The following is a 12871-nucleotide window of genomic DNA, read 5'->3' on the forward strand; positions in this document are numbered from 1 at the left end:
TCGGATGGTCGACGCGGGGACCGGAGCGGGCGCGGAGCTGGCGGATCGGGCTTCGCGGTTGTTCCGGTTTCTGGCGCGGGTGCAGGGTGTCGGTGGGCAGCCTGTGCTGGATGCCGACGATCTGGGTGCGATGCAGTGGCTCGGCGAGTTGCCCGAGAGCGCGGCTGTGCGGTTCACGCCGGGGTCGGAGGACAAGCCGTTCCTGCGGCTCGACAAGCTGGTGGTCCCGCCGCCGGTCGCAGCACCGGATGCCGAGGTGCGGGCCTGGCTGGTGCCGGGTCGGCTCGACGACTACACGGTGGAGCCCGCGCTACGGTCGCATCGGGTCGACGGGAGTGCACGGACCGAACGGCTGGCGGACCACCCCGAAGTGGCGGAGCGGTTCGGCGCGTGGTTGCGGCGGTGGCGGATGTGGGCCGAGCAGGCCCGGGTCGACGAACCCGCGCACCGGTGCTATCGAGCGGTGTACCGGATGTATTCCGATGTCCATGCCTCGGCAGAGAGTCGGGAGGCGGTGTTGGCGCTGGGGTGCGTGGTATGGCGGCGGCCCGGGGTCGGAGTCGTTCGCAGGCACGCACTCACGCTGCCGGTGAAGTTCGACTTCGACACCGACTCGGGCACTCTCACCGTGCGTCTCGATCTCGACACCGGTCGTCCTGCGGTGGAACTGCTGGATTTCCTCGACCCCGAGCTGATCCTCGACCCGGCTCTGCTGCGTGCGGCCGAGAAGGAATTCCTGCGTGGAACAGATCCTTTCGACCGGGACGCGGTCGCGGTGCTCATGCGGCGGCTGCTGCACAGCCTCGGACCCGACACCGGAGTGTTCGACGAGATGATGCCCGCGGTGGCGACGGCCGACCCGGTCGGCTATTACGCACCCGCATTGATCGTACGATCGCGCGGAACCAGGGGCCTCGCCCGGGTCCTCGACACCATTGCCGACCGGATCGCCGATCGCGGGTCGGTTCCGGTCGGCCTGCGCACACTGGTCGACGCGTCCTACGCCGCGGAGCCGGAGCCGCCCACCGACAGCGGCGCGATCGTCCAAGACGGTCCGGACAGCTTTCTTCCCCTGCCGCTCAACGCCGTTCAGCTCTCGATCCTGCGCCATGTCGACTGCCATACGCACACGATCGTGCAGGGGCCACCCGGAACCGGCAAGACGCACACCGCGGCTGCGCTTATCACGCATCTGCTGGCACAGGGCAAGCGGGTACTCGTCACCGCGCACACCGATCGCGCGCTGGCCGAAGTCCGGGGCAAGCTCCCCGGTGAGATCCGTGACCTCTGTGTCTCGGTGGCCGGGGCCACCCGTGACAATTTCGACGACCTGAAACTGTCCATGGAGCGGATCGCGGCCGCCGCCGACGCTCACGACGGGGGTGCCGCCCGGCGCAGGATCGCCGAGGTGAACGCGAGGATCGCCGAACTGCGGTCGGCCAGGGCGGGGCTGATGAAGCGGCTCCTGCACGAGCGGGAACACGAGGTCCTCGTTCACGAAATCGGTTCTTATCGCGGCACAGCCGCCGAACTGGTGCTGGCGCACCGAGCTGACGCCGACCGTTTCTCCTGGATCGCCGAGTTGGATCCTGCGCCGGGAACCCGACTGCCCGTCAGCCCGGGTGACGTGCGCGAATGGCGGACGCTGCTGCTCGACGAGGCACTGTCGGACCCGGACGTGGCCGGCGCGCAACTGCTCACGGTGGCCGATCTGCCCACGGTGGCACAGGTCGCGCATTGGCAGCGACGGCTGTCGGCGGCGTCGGAACGGGCCGGTGCCGTCGCCGCACACGCCAGCCGGCCGTGGATCGAGGCGATCCGCCGACTGCCGCCTGCCACCCGCGGCGAGATCTCGGCGACGGTGCGGCGGGTGGACAACGTGCTCACCGAGCTTTCCGGAAACCAGGACGAATGGGTCCGTGCAGCGGTCTCCGATGTTGCGCGGGGCCGCGGTGGGGTGTGGTTCGGGCGGCACCGGCGATCGCTCGAACTGCTCGCCCCGACGGCGGGTCTGCTCGACGAGCTGGGTATCGCGCAGGTGCGGGTCTCCGGCGGAGATCGCGGCGCACTCGTCGCGCTGGCGGAGGCGGTACTGCGGCTCATCGACAGCTCCGGGCCGCTGCGGGTTCGCGCGGATGGTGCGCCGCGCGTCGGTATCACCGCGAACAAGGCGCTCAAGGAAGCCGCGCCGCTGTTCGAGCGCGTTCGGGTCGACGGACGGATCCCGGTCGAGGCGGCGCACTTGCGGGCATTCCTCCGGCAGTGCGAACTCGACCGCCTCGTCGAACAGCTCGACGAGGTGTGGTCGGGAACCGGTGACGCGCTGCCGGGCAGTCTCGCGGTGCGTCTGGCGCAGCACCGGGCCGACGCCGAACAGCTGCGGTCGGTGCTCGGTATCGGCGCCGAACTCGTCGCGGCGGGGCAGCTTCTGCGCGGCTACGGGATCGTGGAACCGGACTGGTCGGACTCGGCCGCCCGGCGAACCCTCCTCGCCTCCTTCGACGCCGCGGCCGCGATCGACGAAGAGGACTCGGTCGCCGACCTGTTCGACCACGTCGCCGCCCGGGTGGCGGGCCTGCGGTATCAGCCGGGCGCGACCATCGAACTGCACGCACTGCATCGCGCGCTGGAGCAGCGTGATGTCGAGGGATACCAGCGGGCGCACGTCCGGCTGACCGAGCTGGCCGAGCTGCGGGTCCGGTTCGCTCGCCGCACCGACCTCGAGATTCGGCTGGCGCAGTGGCCGCGCCTGCGCGCCGCCGTGGCCGCTACGGCGGGATCGCCGGTCTGGGACACCCGGCTGACCGAACTCGAACAGGCCTGGGATTGGGCCGCTCTGGGCGCATGGCTGGCCGGCCTCGGCCACGAACCGGTCAATGAGCTGTTCGACCAGCTCGACGACATCGAAACCGGACTGCGGGCCGAGGCCACGCGGCTGGCGGTCGTCAAGGCCTGGGACCGCGCCGTCGCACCGGAACGGCTGGGGCCCGGAACCCGAACGGACCTGCGGCAGTACGCACAACTGGTCCGGCGCCTCGGCAAGGGCACTGGTATGCACGCCGATCGCAGGCGGCGAGAGATCCGCGAGACCATGGGCCGCTGCCGATCGGCCGTGCCGGTATGGATCATGCCGATCTACCGGGTGGTCGAACAGCTCGACATCGAACCCGACATGTTCGACGTCGTCGTGGTCGACGAGGCTTCCCAGGCCGGGGCCGAAGCAGTATTCCTGCAATACCTGGCGCCACGCATCGTGGTGATCGGGGACGAGCGGCAGGTGTCGCCGTCGGGGGTCGGCGTGAAGATCGATACCGTGCGTGGGCTGGCCGAACAGTACCTGGCCGGTGATCCGCGCAAGGCCAGCTGGATCGATACCAAACGCAGTCTGTTCGACGACGCGAGTATGCGGTTCGCCTCGCGCCTGACCTTGATCGAGCACCGGCGCTGTGTGCCGGAAATCATCGGGTTCTCCAACAAGATCGCCTACGCCAAGGACGCCAAACCGCTGATTCCCGTCCGGGTCTACGGCAGTGACCGGCTTCCGCCCATTCGCACCGAGTACGTGGTCGGCGGGGTGAGCACCAAGAGCAATCTCAACGAGGCCGAAGCGGATCGGATCGTGGCCCGAGTGCGCGCGTGTCTGAGCGATCCGCGGTACGCGTCCAAGACTTTCGGGGTGGTGTCACTGCTCGGCACGGCGCAGGCCGAGCTTATCTGGAACAAGCTGCTGGCGGTGATCCCACCCGAGGAGATCGATCGCCGGCGGCTGCGCTGCGGTGACGCGGCGGACTTCCAGGGCGCCGAACGCGATGTCATGTTCCTGTCGATGGTGAAATCCGCCGAACCCGGCACGCGGCTGATGCCGCAGACCGGCGAAGCCGCCATCCAGCGCTACAACGTTGCCGTCTCCCGCGCCGCCGATCAGCTGTGGCTGTTCCATTCGCTGCGGCTCGACGAACTCCTAAATCCCGACGACATGCGCTACCAGCTGCTCGACTACTGCCTGTCCCACGACACCGAACCCGCGTACGCACAGCGGCTGCTGCCCGCGCCGGTGCGGGAGGACCGCAGGGTCGTCCCGTTCACCACGGTGTTCGCGCAGCAGGTGTTCAACCGGATCCTGGCCCGCAACTACCAGGTGGTCGCCGGATACGAGGTCGGCGCGCACCTTCTGGATATGGTGGTGATCGGCGGGCACATCCGGGTAGCGGTCCTCTGCGAGAGCGATGACTGGACCGGACCCGCCGCGTACCAGCAAGAGCTGGGCTGGCAGCGAGATCTCCAGCGGTGCGGGTGGCCGTTCTTCCGAATCCGCCGGTCACAGTTCGTGTTCGACCCCGACGACGCGCTGGCGCCGCTGTGGGAGCTGCTCGGCTCGGTAGGGCTCACCCCGGTGAGCGAGTTGCCGGAACCGGACGTGGCACCGGAGCCGATCCCACCAGAGCCACCGGTTCTCCTGCGCGAGGCCGTCTTCGCGGTGATCCCCGAGGCGGAGGTGCTCGCCGGGTTCCGGTGGGACAAGCCTTGGGTCGATGAAGCCTCCGGCGACACATCGGTTCTCGACACCCGCCCGGATGCATCCGAGCCGGACACGCCGGACGTGGACAGGGAGCGGGTTATCCCGGAACCGTCTCGATGTGAGGTGGATACGGTACCCGTGCTTCCGGTCGGCGACACGACTCCGGAAGCTTCGCGGCTCCGGGGCGGTGTACGCGAACGGCTCGCCAGTACATGCACCGGCGAGCCGGCGGAGTACCGGTCGTTCTCGGACCTGCTCGCGGTGTCGCAGGCCGGCTACAACATCGCGTCCGCAAAGGAAGATGTGCTACGCATCGTCGCGGTCGAGGGGCCGGTGACAGCCGCCCGGTTGCATGCCGTCGTCGCCAGGGTGCGCAGCGCTGACGACGAGGTCGCGGATCGGGCTCCGGTGCTGGTGGATCGTGCGCTGGAAATCGCTGTGCGGCAAGGTTTCCTCGTCGCCGATGACTTTCTCGAACTCGGGCAGTCGCGATGGTTCAGCTACCGGACCCCCGAACAGCCCGCCTATCTGCCGCGCCTGCTCGGCGTGCGCGCGATAGACCAGGTGCCGGTGCGGGAGCTGGCCGAGGTACTCTTCCGAACCGCCGAATCCACCGGCTGGAACGATCGGGTGGCCCTCATGACGCGAGCCGTCGCCACCTTGGGACAGGGGCAGCTGACCGACCGGGCGATCGCGGCGCTGGCCATCGTCCTGCCGATTGCCGAGCGGCGGGCGGGGTATCGCTGATCAGAGCAGCCCGTGCGGGGTGGTGCCCCGAAGGAAGGCCGCCAGCTGAATGAGGCGGTATGACGGTATCGGCAGGCCGGCGAGGTCGGCCATGAGCTGGTACATGCCACCGATCGGGTCCTCGGACGAGACGGCCCAGGCGGCGATGTTGCCGGAATACCGCACCAGGTCTGCGTGGTCGGTGTGTGGTGCGGTCGACAGCAAGAGGAGATCCTCGCTGTCACCGCCGATGTCGTGAAAGACGAGATCGCCTGCGCAGGCGGCAGTTTCGGCGAGCTCGCGCAGTTCTGCCGGATCGCAGCACCCGACTACATCGCCGATCTCCTCGGCGGTCCCGATTCCGCCGAGTTTCATGAGCTCGGCCAGGAAGTCGGTGTAGATACCGGGTTCGGTGTGATCGTCGTAGCCGCCCTCGTCCGCTGAGGCGGGGTAGACCTCCGGAGTCTCGACGGTTCCGGACCTGAGCACCGCAGCGGCAAGCTCATCGGCGCCCGCCACATCGGCGGCGGGTTCAGCGACATCCACATCGGCGACAGCCGATTCCGGGGCAGGCGCCGCAGCGGCGGCTGCGTCGTCCGCGTCGGCCGGAACTGGATCGGCGGTGGCCGGCTCGGGGACAAGTGCTTCGGTTACCGCGCTGTTGTCGCGGGGTGCCGTGCGATGCCACTGCTCCAGCAGCGTGATCAAACCTGCAGGATCGGTCCGGACCGTCTCGGCGGCGAGGGGGCGGATGGCCGCTGTCGCATCGGCATCGTGGGCCGGGTCCTCCGGGGAACCGATGACGAACAGGACGATGACCAGCCTGGGCCGGCGTGGTGCGGACGACCGGACGACACGGCCGAGTCGGTGGATCAGCTGGGTGGAGTCGCGGCTGCGGGCAAGAACGAGTGCGATGCCCGCGTCGGGGACCGCCAGCGCGGGCTCCAAGATCCGCTGCTCGACGAGCACCTTCAGCGATCTGTCGGCAAGCCGGTCGGCGATGGCCGACCGCTGGGCCGGGGTGAGTGCGGCGCTGGTCGTAGCAACGGGAATGCCACGGTCGGCGAGCAGCTGATGGACGCGGCCCGCGGCGACGGGTCGGTCGGCGAAGACTATCGTCTGGGTGCCGGCCAGGACATCTGTGGGAAGAAGCTCCAGCACCTCGGCCTTGGCCCGGCACTCGGCCAGGATCGTCGCGCGGTCGGATACCGCGGTCAGATAGCGATTCGCGTGGTGGGCGCCGGAGCCGCGGCCTGCGGCGAGAGCGTCGACGAAAGCCCGGAACTCCGCGGCGGATTCGGGGGCACCGTAGCTTCCGGTAAGAGTGTCGTACTGGCGTTCGACCAAGGCGTTCGCCCGGTCGAGACTGGCACGTTCCTTGGCGTCGAGTTGGACCCCGACCTGGACGAGCGTGACCGGGTCCAGCAGTCTCTCGGCACGTGCGGTCGCGTAGTCGCATCCCGCGACGAACAACGGACCGAAATACGGGACGAGCTGGGTGCGCACGGTCTGGTTGCCGCGATCGACCGCCCTGCTCAAGCCCAGCCGGGCCGTGAACTGATCGGTGAGGGCATGGGCGAACACGCCCGCACTGTGCCGATCGAGATCATCCACGACCAGCAGCGCGTCAGAACACTGCGTGGGCGGCGCAATCTGGCGGAGCCGGTTGGCGGTCGCCGGAGTCAAGATCGCGACCTGCCACGTTCTTTCGGTGTTCGGCCGCGCCTCACCACCCGGACCCACGACACGGTGGCCGGGGGCCATCTCGGCGAGCCGGGAGAGCCAGATCGCGCGGGCCGCGTCGTCTGCGACGATCACCACGGCGGGAGTGCCCGCCGTCATCGCCTCGACAACGACGCGCATGCCGAGCGCGGACTTCCCGGTGCCACCGACAGCTTCGATGATGCCTTTGCGTCCGTTGTCGGTCCAGGCGGCCAATGCGCGCTGCTGCCAGCTGCGCAGCGGCGGCCATGAGGCGGGCTCCAGCCGGTCGACAGGACGAGCCGCTGCCGATCTGACCTTCGCGGTGACCGCGGATTTGCGCTCCCGCAGTGACCAGCGGGGCGGGTTGCCCGAGGCGTCAACCACGAACCGGGCTCGCTCGGTGTAGAGCACGCGGTTCACCACGGTCCGGTCGATCGCGGGATCGTTCAGAGCGGCCGCGATCTGTGGTGCGCTCTGGTCTGGGAGCGTTAGCAGGAGGGCGGCGATCTGCTCCACCAACTCATCGCTCACCGCACACCGCCTTCCGCTTCGGCCGCCACGGCCTCGGTCGAGGGTAGCGGCTACGGCGGTCGTTCGGCGGCGCACCCGCGGTAGGGCAAACCGTGGGTTGCCGAGTGGACCACACAGGCGCACCGGTGGTGCGATGATGGACGGGTAGGTCAGAGGTTTGCCGCGGGTGGAGTTGGGTAGCGGCTGGGTGAAGGGGAGGGTTCGTGCCGGATACGCTGGTCTGGCGGGAAGCCGAAGACGAGGAGTTCCGGCAGGCCCGGCGGCTCGAGCAGGTATCACTGTTCGCCGAGCTCAACCTCGACTACGACGAGATCGCCCGTACTCGCGACCTGCTCGGTCAGGTCATCCGTGACCATCGGCGGCAGCTCGGGGCGGCGCGGCTGATCGCCCGGTTCCCCGCGCTCACCTTGACCACGCTGGTGGGCCACGCCGGTCTCGAGTACGAGCAGGGCAGATACTGGGAGTCGTTCTGGGACGAACTCGGGCTGGCGCGCGAGCAGGAGTTCGAGAACCTGTTGCGTGGGCGGGTGCCCGCGCTGTTGCAGAGGTTCAGAATGCGTGAATTCCCGGAGCTCAGGTCGCAATATGTGCAGATGTTGGCCGTGCACGCCGGTGTCCCGGTGTACTGCCTCGGCGATCTGGTCGACATCATCGAGGAACACATCGCCCACGGGCGCGATCCGAGCGGAGCGGCTGTCTTCGACTGGCTCACTCAGCCGGGTATGGAATATCGACTGAACAGGCTCGATATGCCGGTGCGCAACTTCCTGCAGCACGGTGGGGAGGTCGCCGTCGACATCGTCGACCGGATCATCGAGTTCGCCGACTATGCGCGGGAACATCCCGACTACGCGAACGACCTGGATCTCGACACGTCGACCACCGGCATCCCGAGCCTGCTGCTCGACGCGCTCATCGACCGGTGGAAGGAGAAGCCGTTCGGTGTCGCCGCCGGGCAGGCAGCCGAGCGGGCAACCCGGTCGCCCAGGCCGGTGCTCGCCTACTCCCGCACCGATGATCAGATCGTCGTCGAGGTGCCCGTCCCCCCGACCGGCACCGAGAGTCCGTGGCTGGTGTCGTTCGACGGCGAGACCACAACTGTCCATGCCCGGCGCGGCTGGGGGATCGCCGCGGGCGAGGCGCAGCCGACCACCGCGGTGCCGGTACCGCGCCGGGTGCGTGAGGTGGTGCTGCGACACGAGGCAGCCGGGTTGGACCACCGGATTCCACTCGTGGACAGAGCGGATCCGTTACTGGTGTTCGACGAGCAGGGCAGGCATCTGTCGCGGCACGTCGCGCTGCCCCGTGGTGAGGTCATCGCCGTGCATCCGGCGCGGGCCGAACTGTGCGATCTGCACACCGGCGCGCCGGCTGTCTGGATCGTGGGGGCCATACCGGTGGGCTGGCAGGACTGGGTGGCCCGGGTCTACGACCTGTCCGAGACCGACGCGGTGGTACTGCGCGACGACAACCGGCTCGGCACACCACGCCGAGTCCGGCGGACCGGCTCCGCGCGCCTGGAACTTCCGGAACCTGTCGAGGGCACGTTCACGCGATCGGGGATGCCGGTATACGCCGAACGTCCCGGCGTCGACCTGCCCCCTCATGTGGTCGAACCGGTGGAGTGGCGGATCCGGGTGCGCCACCACGCCACTGTCGACTGGCTGGCCGACGATGTCTGGGTATCCGCCACTGAAGAGGTGTCGCTGGACCCGTTCGAGGGACTCGCACCTGGTCTGTTCGGATTCTTCGACGTGGTCATCAGCGGACCGCTCGGCCAGGACATCCGGCACACCCTATTCCTGGCAGAAGGGCTCGAGGTCGAGCACGCCGCCGAATTCCGCGTGCCGGTCCCGAACGGGCTGGCGGCGACCGTCGCGACTGTCACGGTGCCGCCCCCGTTGCGCGTGGACCAGGCATCCCTCGAGTTCGGAGTCACCGACCGGGAAACGCAGCTGGCCGTGCACGGTCCGGCACGGACCGAACGGCTCGTGGTGCGGCCACCCGCAGTGGAACTGCGCGTCGATCCGGTCGGAACGGCGGCTCGCTGGCGCACTGTGGCACCGATGCTGACCGTCGATGATCTCGCCGAGCACCGGATCGCGGCCGCACGGGTACCGGGATCGGTCGAGGTCGACATCGTTCTGACCGACGAAGCCGGCGAGATACATCAGTTTGCCCGCCCGGAAGTCGGGCGCGACAACGTCTTCCATGCGCCGACCCGTGAATTCGCCGATACGGCGCGGGCGCTGCGGCGCTCCCGCCTGATGGTGCGGATCGACACCGAGGACGACGAGACCACGTCGGTCGTCCTCGCCCGGATCCAGCCTCGCCGCCTGATCGCCGGGGTAGTACTCGACGGCGATCAGCTGGTCTTCTCCGGTGCTGCTGATCCCGACCTGGCGGCGTACGTCTGGCCGCGCACAGCGCCGTGGCGCGCTCCGATCCAGGTCCGACTTGCCGAGGGCCGGGCGCCGCTGCCGCCGGAATTCATCGGTGCGGGGTCGCTGACCGTCCAGGTGTTCGTCGACGATCCGTGGACAGTGATCACCGCACCGGACGAACCCGACGATACGGCGTTGACTGTCTCCCAGCCCGGCTGGATGACCGATTCCGATCCCGGACGCGCCGATCTGTCCAGGTTCCTCGCCGGTGCGGGGGAACTGCCCAGCACTAGTTCGGCAGTGCCCGAGGCATGGACGGTTTTTGCCTCGGCGCGCAGTTCCGCGGTGCGTACGGCATTGCGGGAGGTACTGCACGCGGACCCTCGCTCCTCGATCGAGGCGCTGGATCGCAGTACCCTCGCGCGGGCCGACGCCGTCCCGCTGCTCATCGCCAGCGGGCTCGTCGAACGGGACTTCTCCTCGCCCATCCAGTCGGCACCGCCCACCGACCCCTGGCTCCGGTGCCTGGTCGGCATCGCCGATCTGCCGTTCTTCGCACTCCGGCAGCCGGATTCGGTTGCCGCAGAACGGCTGCGGTCCGGATTGGCGAACTACGGCGGTGGGCCGCTGCTCGACCTGCTGGCCGGGGACCCTGCTCCGAGTCACGCCGATATCTTCGATGCGGGAAGTGTCGCCCTGCACTACTTCCCCGCCGAGCAATTCGCCGAGATGAAGGCTGCCTGCGGCATCATCCCCGCCGCCCTGCTCGATCCGGACACCCGGCGCGGTGCGATCTTCGAGGCGTTCGAGCATCGGCTGGACTGGCAGAACGATCCGGCGCGGGAAGAGATGATCCGGCATTCGGCCGAACTGATGCCGCTACTCCGGCGGGCCGCGCGCCCCGTCTACGAGGTGGTCGGTCTGCGCAATGAGGCATTGGACGGTGCCGACACAGCTCGCTTTCCGTGGTTGTTGTTATCCCTGCAATCGCTGCTGTTCGCCGCGGTCGCCCGGCTGAGGGCCAGGTCCCAGATCCGGGATTGGTCGATGCCCGCGCCGATGCGAGATTCCTGGCGGCGGCTGGCCGAATTGTGTCCCGCCCTGGTACGGACCGACATCCTCATTGCCGATGCGCTCGCGTCCTACGCGCTGCATCAGGACGTCATCGACACGATCGGAGGAGAACAGTGACCGAGCGGCTCGATCCGCTTCTGGCAGGCGCGGATATCGAAGAAGGCTACAAGCGGTATCTGAAAACCATGCTGGCACCGCGTGATCCGGCGCTTGCCGCCGCATTCGACCGCGCTGTCGACGAAACGTCGCTGCTCACCAAGGGGCCGCTGCTCGAACTCACCCCGCCGTACGCGGCAGGCGCGTCGCTGCGAGAGCTGATCACCGAAGGTGTCCTGCACCCGGGCCTGGACGAGCTGACCGCGCTCGAGCTGGACCGGCCGCTGTACCGGCATCAGGAGACCGCGGTCCGCAAGGCGGTAGCGGGCCGCAATCTCGTGGTCAGTACCGGCACCGGCTCGGGTAAGACCGAGAGTTTCCTGCTACCGATCTTCAACGAGCTGGTCACCCAGAAGGCCGCCGGTACGCTCGGCCCAGGCGTGCGCGCGCTGTTGCTGTATCCGATGAATGCCCTCGCCAACGACCAGCTCAAGCGGTTGCGCACCTTGCTGGCGGCGACCCCGGACCTCACCTTCGGCCGCTACACCGGGGAGACCAAAAGGCGGACGGCCGATGCCGAGGCGGTCTACCGGTCCATGTTCCCCGGCGTCGAACGGTTGCCCAACGAGCTGCTCAGCCGCGAGGAGATGTGGCAGTCGCCGCCGAATATTCTGCTCACCAACTACGCCATGCTCGAATACCTGCTGCTGCGGCCGCGGGACATGGAGCTGTTCGACGGGCAGCACGCAGGGCACTGGAAGTTCGTCGCGCTCGACGAGGCACACGTCTACGACGGCGCCCAGGGCAGTGAAGTCGGACTGCTGTTGCGCAGGCTGCGTGATCGCGTGGGCGGTGACCGCAACCTGCAATGCATCGCGACCTCGGCGTCGCTGTCGGGCAGCACCGAGGACAAGCAGGGCATCGAAGCGACCGCGTTCGCGCGCAAGCTCTTCGACGCGAAGTTCGAATTCGTCGCCGGAGAGCCGGATCGCCAGGACCTGGTGACCGCGACGCGCAAACCGAGTCGTCCGGCGCCTACCTGGCAGCTCGACGATGACAAACTGCTGCTGATGGCCGAACCCGACGCGGACCTGACGTGGATGGCGGCCAATGTCCCCTCCGGTGACATCGCCGACGCGCTGCACGCGGAGAAGCGCACCGCAGACCTGATCCGGTTCGCCGGAAACCGGCCGCGCAGCGCCGCCGAGCTGGCCGAGAACCTCTGGCCCGGCGACGGGAACGCCGCGGCCAAGCTCGAAGCCTTGGTCACGCTCGGATCCAGAGTGACCGAGGCGGACGGTAATCCGGTACTGTCGGCCCGCTACCACCTGTTTGTCCGTGCCACCGAGGGCGCCTTCGTCAGCTTCGGTGACACCGGGCCGCGGGTGCTGCTCGGACGACACGAGATCGATCCGGACAGTGGGCGCGCGGTCTTCGAGTTCGGCACCTGCCACCGCTGCGGCGCGGTACATCTCGCAGGGCAGCGCGAACCCGACGGCGCGCGGGAGTTCTTCCGGCCCGCCAAGGGTGAGGCAAAGGTCAAATGGCTGGTGTTGACCGACAATGTGGCCGCCGACGTCATCGACGAGGACGATGCCACCCTCGATGAGGAGGTCGGCTCCGACCGGGGAACCGGTCTGCGGACACTCTGTGCGGGGTGCGGCCGGCTCGACGCAGGCGCAGGCACCTGTGCGCTGAGCTGCCCGGGTGGCCCGCTCCTGCGGGTCCGGGAGCATCCAGCGGCGCGGCGGATCATGAGCCGCTGTACCGAATGCGGTGCGCGGGCCAGGCAGGTCATCCGCCGGTTGCGCACCGACACCAACGCGGCACCCGCGGT

General features: G+C 68.7%; 4 protein-coding genes. 3 read left to right on the top strand and 1 reads right to left on the bottom strand.

Annotated features, from left to right (window positions below; all coding sequences use genetic code 11):
• Window positions 1-4: 4 nt before the first annotated feature.
• Complete coding sequence (locus ON36_RS08010) at window positions 5-5266, top strand: PDDEXK-like endonuclease domain-containing protein (RefSeq protein WP_083884979.1); 5262 nt, start codon at window positions 5-7, stop codon at window positions 5264-5266.
• On the opposite strand, the gene ON36_RS08015 is transcribed toward ON36_RS08010, so the two are convergent.
• Window positions 5267-7480: a helicase-related protein gene (locus ON36_RS08015; protein ID WP_043649728.1), complete on the bottom strand. Its 2214-nt coding sequence runs from the start codon at window positions 7478-7480 to the stop codon at window positions 5267-5269.
• 203 nt (window positions 7481-7683) lie between these two features.
• On the opposite strand from ON36_RS08015, the gene ON36_RS08020 reads away from it, so the two are divergent.
• Together ON36_RS08020 and ON36_RS08025 are read left to right on the top strand one after the other, a co-directional pair.
• On the top strand, window positions 7684-11055 hold the full coding sequence (locus tag ON36_RS08020; protein WP_052313745.1) for a hypothetical protein: 3372 nt from the start codon (window positions 7684-7686) through the stop codon (window positions 11053-11055).
• Window positions 11052-12871 (top strand): DEAD/DEAH box helicase (locus tag ON36_RS08025; RefSeq protein WP_043649730.1); only part of this gene is annotated, 1820 nt, incomplete at its 3' end. The genes ON36_RS08020 and ON36_RS08025, both read left to right, overlap by 4 nt.

The organism is Nocardia thailandica NBRC 100428, from assembly GCF_000308795.1.
GTDB classification, from domain to species: Bacteria; Actinomycetota; Actinomycetes; order Mycobacteriales; family Mycobacteriaceae; genus Nocardia; species Nocardia thailandica.

Coding starts and splice junctions, on each gene's coding strand:
- ON36_RS08010 (WP_083884979.1), top strand. CDS start 5: ATGGTCGACGCGGGGACCGGAGCGGGCGCGGAGCTGGCGGATCGGGCT.